This window comes from Alphaproteobacteria bacterium (assembly GCA_040216735.1).
GTDB lineage: Bacteria > Pseudomonadota > Alphaproteobacteria > SHVP01 > SHVP01 > CALJDF01.
Window position 1 is genome coordinate 24457 of sequence record JAVJOO010000010.1, and the last position, 15592, is coordinate 40048.

The following is a 15592-nucleotide window of genomic DNA, read 5'->3' on the forward strand; positions in this document are numbered from 1 at the left end:
ATTATGCCCGCGTTTGGTAGCCGTTTGGGGATTCAATGCACGATATCATCCGTCAGCTCGAGGAAAAACGCGAGGCCGCGCGCCTCGGCGGCGGCGAACGCCGGATCACGGCGCAGCACGCCAAGGGCAAGCTGACCGCCCGCGAGCGGCTCGAGGTCTTGCTAGATGAGGGCTCCTTCGAGGAGTTCGACATGTTCGTCGAACACCGCGAGACTGAGTTCGGCATGGCCGACCAAAAGGTACCGGGCGACGGCGTGGTCACCGGCTTCGGGAAGATCAACGGCAGGCTCGTCTTTGTGTTCAGCCAAGACTTCACGGTGTTCGGCGGTTCGCTATCCGAAACCCACGCTGAAAAGATCTGCAAGATCATGGATCAGGCGATGAGGGTAGGGGCGCCGGTCATCGGCTTGAACGATTCCGGTGGCGCGCGGATTCAAGAGGGCGTGGCTTCGCTGGGCGGCTACGCCGATGTTTTCCAAAAGACCATTCTGGCGTCGGGCGTTGTGCCGCAGATTTCCGTGATCATGGGGCCCTGTGCGGGGGGCGCGGTTTATGCACCGGCCATGACGGACTTCATCCTCATGGTCAAAGATACCTCGTACATGTTCGTCACTGGGCCGGACGTGGTGAAGACCGTGACTCATGAGGTCGTCACGCAAGAACAGCTCGGGGGCGCGGTGACCCACACCACGCGGTCCTCGGTCGCCGATTTGGCCTTCGAGAACGATATCGACACGCTGATTCAGACCCGCCGGATGTTCGACTTCCTGCCCCTCTCGAACCGCGAGGATGCACCGGTGCGTGACACGCGGGATCCGATCGACCGGGTGGAAATGTCCCTCGATACGCTCATTCCGCCCGATCCCTCCAAGCCCTACGACATCAAGGAACTCATCCACAAGGTCGTCGACGAGGGCGATTTCTTCGAAATCCAACCCGACTTCGCGCGCAATATCGTGGTCGGCTTCGGGCGCATCGGCGGGCAAACCATCGGCATCGTCGCCAACCAGCCGATGGTCTTGGCCGGTTGTTTGGACATCAATTCGTCGCGCAAGGGTGCCCGCTTCGTCCGGTTTTGCGACTGTTTCAATATCCCCATCGTGACCTTCGTCGATGTGCCGGGCTTCCTACCCGGAACCGACCAGGAATACGGCGGGATCATCAAGCACGGCGCGAAACTGCTTTTCGCCTACGGCGAGGCGACCGTGCCCAAGGTCACGGTCATCACCCGCAAGGCCTACGGCGGCGCCTACGACGTTATGGCCTCGAAGCACCTCCGCGGCGATATCAACTACGCTTGGCCGACAGCGGAGATCGCCGTGATGGGGCCCAAGGGGGCGGTCGAGATCATCTTTCGCGAGCAAGCCAAGGACCCCGAAAAGGTCGACGTCCTGACCGAAGACTACCGCCGCCGCTTCGCCAATCCTTTCATTGCCTCGCATCGCGGCTTCCTCGACGACGTCATCATGCCTCACAACACTCGGCTGCGGATCGGCCGGGCGCTGGACATGCTGCGCACGAAAGAACTCGAGAACCCCTGGAAGAAACACGACAACATTCCGCTATGAGCGACGGAGAGGATCAAAACGGCGGCTGTCTTTGCGGCAAAGTCCGTTTTGCGTTCACCGGCACGGCGTTGTGGACTGCACATTGCCATTGTCGCAGTTGCCGCCGGAATACCGGCGCAGCGGTGGCGACCTTTGTCGGCGTCGGCGAAAAGTCGTTCCGGTGGGCGGGTACGTCGCCGCAGGTTTTCGAATCGTCGCGCGGTGTGTACCGCTCGTTTTGTGCGACCTGCGGCGGGGCGCTCACCTATGTCGCGGACCGGTATCCCGGCGAGGTCCACATCAACATCGGTGCGTTGGATCACCCAGAGGCTTTCGTGCCAAAGGTCCACGTGTGGACCGAAGAGGCATTGCCGTGGTTGCATATCGCCGACAATGCGCCTCGCCATGCGCGAACGGTGCGCGCGCCGTGACGTCCATCGACTACCGTGTCGGCCACCGGCCCTTGATCGACGAGGCATTGGCGTTGTACCGCGCGACAAGTCTCGGGGCACGACGTCCGGTCGACGACCCGGTCCGCATGCAGCGAATGTTCGATCGCGCGAACTTGGTCGTCACGGCGTATGAGGAAAATCGCCTCGTCGGTCTGTCGCGCGCCATGTCGGATTTCGGCTGGGTTTGTTATCTTGCCGACCTGCTGGTCCACGAGGGGTGGCAGGGCCGCGGCATCGGTAAGGAATTGATTCGCCGCACCCACGAGGCCGCCGGTGGCGAGGACGATATCACCTTGGTCCTAATATCCGCGCCACAAGCGATGTCCTTCTATGACGCGGCGGGGTTTGACAAAATCGGCGAAGGCTGGCGGCGTGTTCGCCGCGTGCCGTCCACCTAGAATTCCCTTAATCAATTGAAATAAAACGGTTTTTCATGTTCAAAAAGATTCTCGTAGCCAATCGCGGTGAAATTGCCTGCCGCGTCATGCGCACCGCCCGCAGGCTCGGCATTGCGACGGTCGCGGTCTATTCCGATGCCGATGCGGCGGCGCCGCATGTTCGCATGGCCGACGAGGCGGTACGAATCGGGCCCGCGCCGGCAGCCGAAAGCTACCTCGTGATCGACAGCATCTTGCGCGCGATCAAGCAGACCGGCGCCGACGCCGTGCATCCAGGCTATGGCTTCTTGTCCGAGAATGCCGCCTTCGTGGGTGCCCTCGAAGCTGCGGGCGTCACTTTCATCGGCCCGCCGACGGGGGCGATCGCGGCGATGGGCGACAAGATTGAATCCAAGAAACTGGCCGACAAGGCGGGCGTATCCACCGTGCCGGGCTATCTCGGTGAAGTGCCCGATGCCGACGCGGCGTTGAAGATTGCGCGCGAAGTCGGCTACCCCGTGATGATCAAGGCGTCCGCCGGCGGCGGTGGTAAGGGCATGCGCATCGCGCGCGACGACAACGCCGTGCGCGATGGGTTCGAGCGCGCCGTCAGCGAGGCCAAGTCTTCGTTCGGCGACGACCGGGTCTTCATCGAACGCTACGTCGAAACACCGCGTCACATCGAAATCCAAGTGCTTGCCGACAGCCACGGCAATGCGGTCTACCTCGGCGAACGCGAGTGCTCGATCCAGCGCCGCCACCAGAAGGTCATCGAGGAGGCGCCGAGCCCGTTTCTCGACGCGGCGACACGCAAAGCCATGGGAGAGCAGGCTGTCGCGCTGGCGAAGGCAGTCGACTACACCTCGGCGGGTACCGTCGAGTTCATCGTCGATCCGCAACGCAATTTCTTTTTCCTCGAAATGAACACGCGCCTGCAGGTCGAACATCCTGTAACCGAACTGATCACCGGCCTCGATCTGGTCGAGCAAATGATTCGCGTCGCCGCGGGCAAGAAACTGACGATTTCGCAGGCCGACGTAAAACTCACCGGCTGGGCCGTCGAGTCGCGGCTTTATGCCGAGGATCCGGTGCGCGGCTTTCTTCCCTCGATCGGGCGGCTCTCCGGATATCGTCCACCGGTGGAGAGCGCGAACGTCCGGGTCGATACCGGCGTCGAGGAGGGGAGCGAGATTTCGCGCTTCTACGATCCAATGCTTGCCAAGCTTGTGACCTATGGAAAAGACCGGGCCGAGTCCGTCACTCGCATGGGCGCCGCCCTAGATGCCTTCTACGTCCGGGGCATCGCCCACAACGTCCGCTTCCTGCGCGATGTGATCGAACGCCCGGCCTTCCGCTCGGGCGACCTGTCGACCGCCTTTATCGATCAGACCTGGCCCGACGGCTACGCCGCTCCGGAGCCGTCCCAAGCGCAACGTCAAGCCGCGGCGGCAATCGCCGGTTTGGCCCACTTCCGCCGCACGGTGCGGGACGGCAATGGGACAGTCCATAGGTGGGTCGCGGCAATTGGCGAGGCGCGGGTGACGCTGGAGGTCATCCCCGTCGACGGGGGTTGCGCCGTTGTCGCGGACGGCACCTCGCTCGATGTCGTGTCCGACTGGCTCCCCGGTTCCCCCCTGTTCGAGGGGACCATCGACGGTGCTCCCGTCCTTGCCCAGATCGACGCCCTTGCCGAAGGCATTGCCGTCACCCTTGGGCCCGTGACCATGACCGTCCTCGTGCGCACCCACCGCGTCGCCGAACTGATGGGATTAATGCCTATCAAAGAACCGCCCGACATGAGCCGTTTCTTGCTGTCGCCGATGCCGGGCATGGTGGTGGCGATCAACGTCGAGGCGGGCCAAGAGGTCGAAGCGGGCCATACCCTGGCGATTATCGATGCCATGAAAATGGAAAACGTTCTGACGGCCGAACGCTCGGGCACCATCAAAGAGCTGCACGCCGCGGCGGGTGACAGTCTCGCGGTCGATCAGATCATCCTTGAGTTCGAATGACGGCGGACGCCGCGGCGCCGGCGACGGTTCGTGTACGGATAGCCGGCAAGGTGCAAGGCGTGTGGTATCGCGGTTGGACCGTGGAAACCGCGCGATCCCTCGGCGTCGGCGGATGGGTCCGCAACCGCGCCGACGGCACCGTTGAGGCCTTGCTCCATGGCCCGGAGGCCGCCGTCGAAAAGATGATCGAGGCCTGCCGCGTCGGTCCCCCGGCGGCGCGGGTCACCGACGTTGCGCGATTTGTTACCGAGGCGGGCGGCGAAGATTTGGCGGGCGGGTTCAGCCAACGGCCGACCGAGTAGGTTTCGCCCTAGACCGTCGATCCTGCGTCGATGTGCCCAGGTTCTACGTTTGTCGTCCTACTTCAACGGGTTTGCCGTGTATCCCGCAAGGCTTGGGGATGGACCGCAACCCGTTCCTTGCGCGCAGGGAGCCGTGGCCCAGGGCCGCCATCACCTACCGGCGGCGGCGAAACGGGCGAATGTCGTCGCGGGTTCAGCGCTCGGCGCGCCAAAAATCTTCCCGAAACAGTGCTGAAGCGCGGCATCGACCTCGGCCATCGAGGCGGTAATCCCGAGATCGACCAGGGATGTCACCCCGGCGTCGTCGATCCCGCACGGCACAATCCCGCTGTAGTGCGACAGGTCGGGGTCCACGTTCAACGAAATGCCATGGAAGGTGATCCAGTGGCGAATGCGCACCCCGACCGCCGCGATTTTCGCGATCCCGCGCCCCTGGCCCCGATCGACCCAGACGCCGATGCGTCCGGCCTCCCGCCGTCCGGTCACGCCGAACCCGGCGAGGGTGGCAATCAGCCATTCCTCAAGGTCGCGCACGAAACACCGGACATCCCGATTGCGGTGCCGCAGGTCGAGCATGACGTAGGCCACCCGTTGTCCGGGCCCATGGTAGGTATACTGACCGCCCCGGCCGCTCGGATAGACCGGGAAACGGTCCGGGGTCAGAAGGTCGGCGGGCGCGGCACTGGTGCCGGCGGTGTAGAGCGGCGGGTGCTCGACCAGCCAGATAAGGTCGCCGACGGTGCCGGCACGGATGTCGGCAACCCGTTGCTCCATCGCAGCGACGGCGTCCTCATAGGGGACCGGAAGGTCGCTGATCTGCCACTCGACGGTGTCCATGGACGCACTCTATCACGCCCCTTCCTTAACCATTCATTGAGGAATACTCTTTACTCATCAATCCCTTAGCAACTGGGCTATCGGTCGGAGCACCCCATGGCGAGAGCCGTCAACACTGTCAGCGTGGAACTATCGGTAGTTCTTGGCCGCTCCAACATGCCCATCAACCAGCTGCTCAAGATGGGTCGCGGCGCCGTCATCGAGCTGGATACCACGGTCAACGACCATGCCCTGATCTTGGCCAACGACCGTGTCATCGCCCGGGGCGAGGTCATGATTGTCGACGACCATGTCGCGGTGACGATTACCGATACCGTCGGGCTCAACGAAATTCTTTAATCGAGGCAAACCCTCGATATTCCGCAAGGTTTGTGCGGCGCTGCTTGAAGCCGTGATCCAGATTTGCTATTCGGCTGCCACTAAGCGGTCGTGGCGGAATTGGTAGACGCGCAGCGTTGAGGTCGCTGTGGGAGTTAATCCCGTGGAAGTTCGAGTCTTCTCGACCGCACCATCGAATAAAGCCCGCGGAACGCTGCCGCGGGCTTTCTTGTTTTTGGACGCGGCATTGCCCGTGGGCTAGGGTCGCCCTGGGGCAAACGCCCGCTCGGGGCTAACACAAGGGTGCGACAAGATGGCTGACGATCTTGACCAGATGGCGTTGGAGTACCATCGCTGGCCAACGCCGGGAAAAATAAGTGTCACGCCCACCAAAAACCTCTTGAACCAACGCGACCTTTCGCTGGCCTACTCGCCGGGGGTCGCGGCGGCCTGCAACGAGATCGAGGCGGACCCCGCAAAAGCCGCGGACTATACGATACGGGCCAATCTGGTCGCTGTGATTACCAACGGGACGGCGGTCCTGGGCCTGGGCAACATTGGACCGCTGGCGTCGAAGCCGGTCATGGAGGGCAAGGGCGTCCTCTTCAAGAAGTTCGCCGATATCGATGTATTCGACATCGAAGTGGCGCAGAACGACCCCGAGAAATTCATCGAGATCGTCGCAGCCCTCGAACCCACCTTCGGCGGAATCAATCTCGAGGACATCAAGGCGCCGGAATGTTTCATCATCGAAAAGGCGCTGCGCGAGCGCATGAATATCCCGGTGTTCCACGACGATCAGCATGGGACGGCCATTTGCGTTGCCGCGGCGCTCTATAACGGGTTGCGCGTCGTCGGTAAGGAGATCGGCAATACCAAGGTCGTGTGCTCGGGCGCTGGTGCCGCCGCGTTGGCTTGTCTCGACCTGATGGTAAGTATGGGCATGCAGCCCGACAATATCCTGGTGGTCGACCGCAAGGGCGTCGTCTACGAAGGCCGCGACGAGGACATGGATCCCTATAAGGCCCGCTTCGCCGCGAAAACCAATGCGCGCACCCTCACCGACGCGATCGAGAACGCGGATATTTTTCTGGGTCTTTCGGGCCCCGGCGTGCTGACCCCAGAAATGGTCGCAACGATGGGCAAGAGCCCGCTCATTTTGGCGCTCGCCAACCCGACCCCGGAGATCAAACCCGAGGACGCCAAGGCCGTTCGTCCCGATGCCATTATCGCGACGGGCCGATCCGACTATCCCAACCAGGTCAACAACGTCCTGTGCTTCCCCTTTATTTTCCGCGGCGCGCTCGATGTCGGGGCGACCGAAATCAACGAGGCGATGAAACTGGCCGCCGTCAAAGCGATCGCCGATCTTGCCAAAGCCGAGGCGACCGACGTCGTCGCCAAGGCCTATGCCGGCCAGTCCCTGGAGTTCGGCCCGGACTACCTTATTCCCAAGCCGTTCGACCCCCGGTTGATCGTCGAGGTTGCACCGGCGGTTGCCAAGGCCGCGATGGATTCAGGTGTCGCCACGCGTCCGATCGACGACTTTAAGGCCTACCGCGACAAATTGGCGCGCACGGTCTATCGCACAAGCTTTGTCATGAAGCCGGTCTTCGACCGAGCGCGCGAAGAACCCTTGCGCTTGGTCTATGCCGAGGGCGAGGAAGAGAGCGTTCTGCGCGCGGTCCAGATCGTCATCGACGACGGTCTGGCTAAACCGATTCTGATCGGGCGCCGTTTCGTGATCGAGATGCGCCACAAGAAAATGGGTCTGCGGTTCGATCTCGACAAAGACGTGGATATGATCGATCCACAAGGCGACCCGCGGTTCCGCGACTACTGGACCGAGTATCACGCGATCATGCGGCGCAAGGGCGTCAGCCCCGACACGGCCCAAGCCACCGTGCGGACCCGCAACCCGGTGATCGGTGCCCTTGCGGTACGGCGAGGCGATGCCGACGCGATGATTTGCGGCGTTGTCGGCCGGTACGGCAGGCACGTCCAGTACGTCAGCGATATCCTCGGAATGCGCAAGGGCGTCACTAACCTGACCGCGATCCAGGTTCTCGTTGCGCCGAGTGGCACGGTGTTTTTTGCCGATACCAACGTCAACTACGACCCGACCGCCCAGCAAGTCGCCGAGACCGCGATCCTAGCCGCCGAGTCGGTGCAGCGTTTCGGTTTGGTCCCAAAGGTCGCTTTGTTGTCGCATTCCAACTTCGGCACTCATGCCAATCCGTCGGCGCAGAAGATGCGAGAGGCCCTCGCCATCATCCACGAACGCGCACCCGACCTGGAAGTTGAAGGCGAAATGCAGGGCGATGCGGCGCTGTCCGAGACGATCCGTGATCGAGTGTTCCCCGACTCCGACCTTAAGGGCGCCGCCAATCTGCTCATTTTCCCAAATGTCGACTCCGCTAATATCGCGTTCACCATTGCCCGAACCATGACCGACGGTCTGTCGGTGGGCCCGATCCTCGCGGGTCTCGCCGGATCGGCGCACATCGTCAACCCCTCGATCACGGTGCGCGGTTTGGTCAATATGAGCGCGCTCGCGGTCGTCGAGGCTCAGGTTGCAGCAGCCGGCAAGCGCGTGGCGGGCTAACCAAACCATGAGCGACGCGCCCCGCGAGCCGGAGAAGACGAAGGTCGCCGGGGCGACATTGGCGACGCCACCGCCAGACAGTTCGGTTGGCCTGTCGATGGATACCGTCAATGCGGTCGAAGACGCACTTGAAGCAGGCGAAATCGATGCCGCCGCGGCGATTGTTCATGACCTCCACGCTGCCGACGTCGCCGACCTGATCGAGACGATCGATCCAGAGTATCGATCGGCACTGATCGATTCGATCCAGGAGTCCTTCGATCCCGAGGTTCTCACCGAACTCAACGATGCGACGCTGGAGCACGTTCTCGACTATCTCGGCAGCGAGACCACAGCAGCAGCTATTGCGGAACTCGAGACCGACGACGCCCTAGACGTTCTGGACGATCTGGACGAACACCTCCAGCGCGAGGTTCTAGACCGCCTCGACGCAGTCGATCGGTCCGAGATTGAGCAGGCTCTTGCATTCCCGCCGAATTCCGCAGGGCGGCTGATGCAGCGGGATCTGATCTCGGTCCCGTCCTATTGGAATGTCGGGCAAGTGATCGACTATTTGCGCGAGACCGAGGACTTGCCCGACGATTTCTACGAATTGATTCTCATCGATGCCGACCATCACCCGATCGGAACCTTGCCGCTGAATATCCTGCTGCGGGCGCGCCGACCGATCCCGATCGGCGATATCATGGAACCCGACCCGCGGGTCATACCGGTCGATATGGATCAGGAAGAAGTCGCCTACCTTTTCCAGCAGTACGATTTGGCCTCGGCGCCAGTCACCGATCCGAGCGGTCGTCTGGTTGGGGTTATCATGCACGACGATATCGTCGATGTGATCCAAGAAGAGGCCGAAGAGGATATTCGCCGTCTGACCCGCGCCGGTGGGGCGGGCATCCACGACGACGTTTTTCGCATCGTGCGCGGGCGCTTCGTCTGGTTGCTTGTCAACCTGGCAACCGCGGTGGTCGCCTCGCTTGTCATCTCGGTTTTTGGCGGGACTATCGAACAGATTGTCGCCCTTGCCATTTTGATGCCGATCGTCGCGTCGATGGGCGGCAACGCCGGGACACAGGCCCTCACGGTCACGGTCCGCGCCTTGGCGACCCGCGATATCACGGCCTCGAACGTCTTCAGGCTAGTGAACAAGGAGCTGATCGTCAGCTTCATCAACGGGATAGCCTTCGCCGTGCTCTGCGGGATCGGCACCTACCTCTGGTTCGGCGACACCGGCCTGAGCGCGATTATCGTGGCGGCGATGATCATCAACATGATGGCGGCCGGCTTCTCCGGTATTCTGATTCCGCTGGGCCTCAACCGGATCGGCGTCGATCCGGCCTTGGCGGCGACGGTCTTCGTGACGACGGTTACCGATGTGGTTGGGTTTTTTGCCTTCCTCGGGCTCGCGGCGTGGTTGTTGATCTAAGGGAAAAGCGATGGCATCAGGCGATTTGACGAATGCGGCGGGCTTCAACGCGGCGGCCCGCGAGCACTTTCCTGGACACCTGGACATTACGATTACCCATCTGGAGCATGGGTTGGCCCGTGCCGAGATGCGGCTGGGCCCCCAACACCTGACTCCGACGAACTACCTCCACGGCGCGGCGGTTGTCGGCATCGCCGATACGGTCTGCGGGGCCGGCTGCCAGGGATCGCGCCCGGACGGGGCGGTGGGGTTCACCACGATCGAACTCAAATGCAACTTCCTTGGGACCGCCAGTAGCGGTCTGGTCACCAGCGAAGCCCGGATGATCCACGGCGGCCGCAACACCCAGGTGTGGGATGCCGACGTCACCCGCGAAGACGGCAAGCGCATCGCGAGTTTTCGGTGCACCCAGATGGTGCTGTGGCCCAAGGCTTAGGTCACGCTATTCTAGTGCCATGATTCCTAACCAACTGCCGGCCTTCGACTTCGATCTCGGCGATACCGCCGACATGCTGCGCGACACGGTGATGTCGTTTACAGCCGATCACGTTGCGCCGGCGGCGGACGAAATGGACCGCGCCAATACCTGGCCGGACGGTTTGTGGCGCAAGATGGGCGCGGCGGGCTTGCTGGGGATCACGGTCGAAGACGAGTACGGCGGCGCCGGCATGGGCTACCTCGAACACGTCGTCGCGATGGAGGAACTCAGCCGGGGGTCGGCGGCCGTCGGCCTTTCCTACGGTGCCCACTCGAACCTGTGCGTCAATCAATTGCGGCTCAACGGGACGCCCGCGCAAAAGCAACGCTACCTGCCCAAGCTGATCTCCGGCGAGCACATCGGCGCCCTGGCGATGAGCGAAACCGGCGCAGGATCCGACGTCGTTTCGATGAAACTGCGGGCCGAGAAAAAGGGCGACCGCTACGTCCTCAACGGTGCCAAGTTCTGGATTACCAACGGACCGGTTGCCGACACCCTAGTGGTCTACGCCAAAACCGATCCGCAGGCAGGCGCGCGCGGCATTACCGCGTTCATTATCGAGCGCGGCTTCAAGGGATTCAGCACCGCCCAGAAACTCGACAAGCTCGGCATGCGGGGTTCGGATACCGGCGAGCTGGTCTTCGAAGACTGCGAGGTGCCGGCGGACAACGTCCTCGGCACGGAGGGCAAGGGCGTCGGCGTACTTATGAGTGGGCTCGACTATGAACGCGCGGTCCTCGCGGGTGGGCCCTTAGGGATTATGCAGGCCTGCCTCGATACCGTCGTCCCTTACGTGCACGAACGCCAACAGTTCGGCCAACCCATCGGCGAGTTTCAACTCATCCAGGGCAAACTGGCCGACATGTACACGACCCTCAACGCCTGCCGCGCCTACGTGTATGCGGCTGCCCGCGCCTGCGACCGGGGCCGCGTCACGCGCAAGGATTCGGCTGGCGCGATCCTCTACGCGGCCGAGAAAGCGACCCAGGTCGCGCTCGACGCGATCCAATGTTTGGGCGGCAACGGCTATATCAACGACTATCCCACCGGGCGGTATTTGCGCGACGCCAAGCTCTACGAGATCGGTGCTGGCACGTCCGAAATCCGCCGGATGCTCATCGGCCGCGAGATCTTCGAAGAGACGAAATAACAGAAACGATTAGTGCCCATTGATCTGGGCGGATTTTGAGGAGAACGGCCATGTCTCACGTCATCAAAGACCCCAAGAGCCTGAAATCCCGCATCGGCTCGGGCTATCCCAAACCGCACGACGCCATGTGCGCGGGGCGCGAAAAGCGTGCCTTGGGTGACGCTGCGGGGCTCAAGAATTTCGGCGTCAACTACACCATCCTCCCGCCCGGTCAGGCGTCGGCGCAGCGCCATTGGCACCGGGTCCAAGACGAGTTCATCTGGGTGTTGGAAGGCGAGATCACGCTGGTCACCGATGCCGGCGAGGAGGTTCTGACGCCCGGTATGTCCGCCGGATTTCCCGCCGGCGAAACCGACGGCCACAACCTGGTCAATAAGAGCGGCAAGCCCGCCGCCTATCTTGAGATTGGCGACCGCCTGCCGGGAGATTCAGGCGAGTATTCGGATATCGACATGATTTTCGAACGCGATGCCGAGGACAAACCGCATTGGCTCCACAAAGACCGCACACCGTTTAAATAGCCTGAATCGGTGGGACTGACGGGATAGCGACCCTTGTACCCGTTGATATCGGCGCGAGTGGCTTGGTATCGGCGAATTGACCCGCCGGGCGGAACGGCCTAGCGGCTCTCCCGGCGGATCGCGACATAGTTGCCGGCGAAGATCATCGCCGCACCTATCAGCACCGCGATTTCGACGGCTTCGCCATAGGCGATGTAAGCCACCACGGCGATTAGGGGCAGGCGGAGAAAATCGACTGGATTGACCAGCGACACGTCGGCCAGTTGTAGGGCCTTGGCGAGCGAGAAATGTGCCGCCAGGCCCATCAGACCGATGACGGCGAGCCAGGGAAGTTCGCCAGCGGTCGGCGCGGTCCATCCCAACGTCGCCACGCCGGCCAGGGCCATTGCGCCCTGCAATCCAGACATCCACACCAATACCGTCAGCACGCTGTCGGTGCGCGTTAGCCGTTTAGTGCTGGCGTTGGCCACCGCAAACCCCAGGGCGGCAGCCACCATGATCCAGGTGCCCAAGCCGACTTCCGTAAAGCCGGGCCGCAGAATCACCAAGATACCGGCGATCCCGAGCACCAGGGCGATCATCCGCCCTCGGTTCATCTTTTCGCCCAGGAACAGCACCGCCAGCAGCGCCACCCACACCGGCGTGGTGAACTCGATCGCAAAGACCTCGGCCAGGGGCAACATCGTGACGGCGAGGTACCAGCCGATGGTGGCTGCGAAATGCGACAGATTCCGGAATATCTGCAACTTTAAGTTGTTGGTTCTGATCGGTCGGAACCCCGCACGGACCACGAACGGTAGCAATATGAGCAAGCTCATCCCGTGGCGCACGACCTGCAACTCCATCGGGTTGTGGCGGTCGCCCAACTCGCGCGCGGCGATCGCCAACAGCGACAACGACACGACCATGCCGAACATCCACAGGGCGCCGCGCAGGTTGGGGGTCATGGGCTTACGTCGGATCGCATTTTGCCATGCTACGCGGGTTTTCCGGGGGGCGACATGGGGATAGGGGGAACCCTCTGGCTCTGCGTATTTCTACCGAGTGGACAGCGCGCGACTATTTGCTAGAAACTTCAGTCACTTCGCTCGCTTTGGTGATGCGAGGGGCTCTTTTCGAAGGCCCGGGATGCCGTCGACAACTAGACCGCAACCGGGGCAGAACGGGCTGGATAGGCGAGATAGCGGCGAACAGGCGGGATCGATAGGCCTACAAGCAGTCGACGGCAAGGATCAAGGGGACGACCAAGATGAAATGGACCATCGGACGCAAACTCAATGCCCTCACCGCGCTGAGCGCCTTGACCATCGTTATCATGACCGCGCTTTTCGTGATTGTCGGGCTCCTGGTCGAGGACCGGTTGCTCGAAAGCGACGAACGCAACCTGGATATGGCGATTGCCGAGCGGCTGCTGCTGAATGTCTCCGAAATAAATTTGGTCGCCATGGACGCTATTGTCGACCGGGCCGAAGGGCGAATTGCCGACGACCGGATTGGCACAGTGCAGCAGGCGGCGGCGGATTTCGAGTCAGGCCTCGACGATCTCCTGAAGCACGCCGTCGACGACGAAGAGCGGGCGCTGTTGGCATCTATTCGTGCGAACGCGGCCCAGTTGGCGGCGTTGGTTCTCAACGACCTCAATGCCGCTGTGAACGACGTCGGTAGCATCGAATCCGGGTTTGCCGACCTCGACGATCGGATCGATGGTTTAGGCGGCGAAATCGGCGAGAAACTCGATCAATTGAGCGAACGGCTCGAGAGGCAGGTTGGCGGTACCACCTTGGCGGAGTTACGCACGCGGTTCTCGCGTATCGGCCAAGCGGGGTCGGAGATCAACTTGATTGCGATGGACGCCATTATCGATCGCATTGAGGGACAAATCTCGCCAGAGCGTGTTGCGGAGGTTGCCGCGCAACTTGCTATCGCAAAAGACGAGCTAAATGCCATCGCACGGGCCGATGGTTCGCTGCAAGTGCAGCAAGAAGTCGAAGTGCTCAACGAGATGTTCGACCGCTTTGTTGCCCTCGTAACCAGCGATCTGGCCGGTGTGATCGAGCGGTTCGGTCGAGGCGAGCAGGAGTTCGCCCGTCTGGACGATGCTATCGACGGTGCGGGCAGCGCTGCGCAGGAAGATCTAGCCAAGAGGATCGAGGCGCTGCGCGAGAAGAGCGACGAAGCCTCGGAATCGACTCGGGGCCTCCTGACGCTATTGATTTGGGCGTCGGCCATCGGCGGCGGTGCGATGGTAGTCGTCGTGGCTGTCTTAACATCGGCGGTTGGCAGCAGTATTTCGCGGGCCTTGAACCGGTTTGCGGGCGTCATGCGTGACCTCGCAGGCGGCAACCTAGACGTCGAGGTTCCGGGTCGGGACCGGAGCGACGAAATTGCCGATATGGCGGCGGCGCTCGAAATCTTCAAAGAGAACGCCGTCCAAATCCACAACCGTCAGGTAGCCGAACAGAGGGCCGGTGAGGAAATCGATGCGGTCGTCGGTGCAGCGGTCGTCGGTGACTTCTCCGCGCGAGTCGAGGTTGCGGGCAAGGAAGGCTTCATGCTCAGCCTGTCGCAGTCGATGAACGAGTTGGTTGAAACGGTCGATCGCGGCCTGAACGAAGTGATGGATGTGGCCTCTGCGCTCTCCGAAGGCGACTTGGACAGCCGGGTAACGGGCGACTATCAGGGCTCCTTCTTGAAACTCAAAGAAGACCTCAACGGCATGGCGGTACGTCTCGCCGACCTGGTCGGCGATATTCGCGGTGCGACCGACAACGTCAACGAGGCGTCCGGGGAACTGGGACGCGGCGCCGACGATTTGGCCCAACGTACCGAGCAACAGGCCGCCAATCTCGAAGAGACTGCCGCGGCCATGGAGGAAATGACAGGGACTGTCCGGCGCAACGCCGAGAACGCCAAAGAGGCGAACAATCTGGTCAGCCAGGCCCGCCAGGAGGCGGATCATGGTGGCGAGATCGTGACCAATGCAGTTGCTGCGATGTCCCAGATCGAGGAGTCCTCGAGGTCGATTTCGGAAATCGTCAACGTCATCGACGATATCTCCTTCCAGACGAACCTGTTGGCCCTCAATGCCTCAGTCGAAGCGGCGCGGGCGGGAGAGGCCGGTAAAGGTTTTGCGGTAGTCGCATCCGAGGTGCGGTCCCTCGCGCAGCGGTCCGGCGACGCGGCAAGCGAGATCAAGCAATTGATCACCACGAGTTCGTCCCACGTCGACAACGGTGTCAAACTGGTCAACAGCGCCGGCGAGGCGCTAGGCCAGATTATCGCCGGCGTTCAAAAGGTCGCGTCGATCATCGACGAGGTTGCCCGGGCCAGCGAAGAGCAAGCCGGCGGACTCAGTGAGGTCAATTCGGCCATCGCCCAGATGGACAGCATGACCCAACAAAACGCGGCGCTTGTCGAACAGACCACGGCCGCTGTCCAAGCGTTGGGCGGCCAGGCCTCCGAACTGGTCAGCCTGATGCGGTTCTTCCGGGTCTCCACGGCGACCCAGTTGACCGGGCGGGCCGACCCCAAGGCGCTGCCCGACCACAGCTAGCGGTAATCGCACGATAG

The 15592-nt window shown here is 62.2% G+C and carries 14 protein-coding genes and 1 tRNA gene; 13 read left to right on the plus strand and 2 right to left on the minus strand.

Annotated elements, in window-relative coordinates; translation table 11 throughout:
- Positions 1-35: 35 nt before the first annotated feature.
- From RID42_17460 to RID42_17480, 5 genes are read left to right on the plus strand one after another with little or no spacing between them, the layout of a single operon-like run.
- Positions 36-1568, plus strand: coding sequence for an acyl-CoA carboxylase subunit beta (locus RID42_17460; GenBank protein MEQ8249466.1), 1533 nt, complete (start codon positions 36-38; stop codon positions 1566-1568).
- Positions 1565-1978, plus strand: coding sequence for a GFA family protein (locus RID42_17465; GenBank protein ID MEQ8249467.1), 414 nt, complete (start codon positions 1565-1567; stop codon positions 1976-1978). The genes RID42_17460 and RID42_17465 overlap by 4 nt, the downstream gene beginning before the upstream one ends.
- The gene (locus RID42_17470) at positions 1975-2397 is read left to right on the plus strand and encodes a GNAT family N-acetyltransferase (protein ID MEQ8249468.1); all 423 of its coding nucleotides are present in this window, start codon (positions 1975-1977) and stop codon (positions 2395-2397) included. The genes RID42_17465 and RID42_17470 overlap by 4 nt, the downstream gene beginning before the upstream one ends.
- A gap of 35 nt (positions 2398-2432) precedes the next feature.
- Positions 2433-4388 carry an acetyl/propionyl/methylcrotonyl-CoA carboxylase subunit alpha gene (locus RID42_17475; GenBank protein ID MEQ8249469.1) on the plus strand — a complete coding sequence of 652 codons (1956 nt, stop codon included), beginning with the start codon at positions 2433-2435 and terminating at the stop codon, positions 4386-4388.
- On the plus strand, positions 4385-4690 hold the full coding sequence (locus tag RID42_17480) for an acylphosphatase (protein MEQ8249470.1): 306 nt from the start codon (positions 4385-4387) through the stop codon (positions 4688-4690). The genes RID42_17475 and RID42_17480 overlap by 4 nt, the downstream gene beginning before the upstream one ends.
- 150 nt (positions 4691-4840) lie before the next feature.
- Here RID42_17480 and lipB read toward each other — a convergent pair whose 3' ends face one another.
- On the minus strand, positions 4841-5527 hold the full coding sequence (gene lipB, locus RID42_17485; GenBank protein MEQ8249471.1) for a lipoyl(octanoyl) transferase LipB: 687 nt from the start codon (positions 5525-5527) through the stop codon (positions 4841-4843).
- Between the two features lie 96 nt (positions 5528-5623).
- Here lipB and RID42_17490 point away from each other — a divergent pair, with 96 nt between their 5' ends.
- The 7 genes from RID42_17490 (at position 5624) to RID42_17520 (ending at position 12022) form a co-directional block, all read left to right on the plus strand.
- Positions 5624-5866, plus strand: a complete 243-nt coding sequence (locus RID42_17490) for a FliM/FliN family flagellar motor switch protein (GenBank protein MEQ8249472.1) — start codon at positions 5624-5626, stop codon at positions 5864-5866.
- An 84-nt stretch (positions 5867-5950) separates the two neighbouring features.
- Positions 5951-6038: transfer RNA gene (locus tag RID42_17495), tRNA-Leu, on the plus strand.
- Between the two features lie 120 nt (positions 6039-6158).
- On the plus strand, positions 6159-8450 hold the full coding sequence (locus tag RID42_17500; protein ID MEQ8249473.1) for an NADP-dependent malic enzyme: 2292 nt from the start codon (positions 6159-6161) through the stop codon (positions 8448-8450).
- 7 nt (positions 8451-8457) lie between these two features.
- On the plus strand, positions 8458-9873 hold the full coding sequence (gene mgtE / locus RID42_17505; GenBank protein ID MEQ8249474.1) for a magnesium transporter: 1416 nt from the start codon (positions 8458-8460) through the stop codon (positions 9871-9873).
- 10 nt (positions 9874-9883) lie between these two features.
- Complete coding sequence (locus RID42_17510; GenBank protein MEQ8249475.1) at positions 9884-10309, plus strand: PaaI family thioesterase; 426 nt, start codon at positions 9884-9886, stop codon at positions 10307-10309.
- Between the two features lie 19 nt (positions 10310-10328).
- Complete coding sequence (locus RID42_17515) at positions 10329-11501, plus strand: isovaleryl-CoA dehydrogenase (protein MEQ8249476.1); 1173 nt, start codon at positions 10329-10331, stop codon at positions 11499-11501.
- A 50-nt stretch (positions 11502-11551) separates the two neighbouring features.
- Positions 11552-12022 carry a cupin domain-containing protein gene (locus RID42_17520; protein MEQ8249477.1) on the plus strand — a complete coding sequence of 157 codons (471 nt, stop codon included), beginning with the start codon at positions 11552-11554 and terminating at the stop codon, positions 12020-12022.
- A gap of 98 nt (positions 12023-12120) precedes the next feature.
- On the opposite strand, the gene RID42_17525 is transcribed toward RID42_17520, so the two are convergent.
- Positions 12121-12969, minus strand: a complete 849-nt coding sequence (locus RID42_17525) for a DMT family transporter (protein MEQ8249478.1) — start codon at positions 12967-12969, stop codon at positions 12121-12123.
- A gap of 302 nt (positions 12970-13271) precedes the next feature.
- On the opposite strand from RID42_17525, the gene RID42_17530 reads away from it, so the two are divergent.
- Complete coding sequence (locus tag RID42_17530) at positions 13272-15575, plus strand: methyl-accepting chemotaxis protein (GenBank protein MEQ8249479.1); 2304 nt, start codon at positions 13272-13274, stop codon at positions 15573-15575.
- Positions 15576-15592 lie beyond the last annotated feature (17 nt).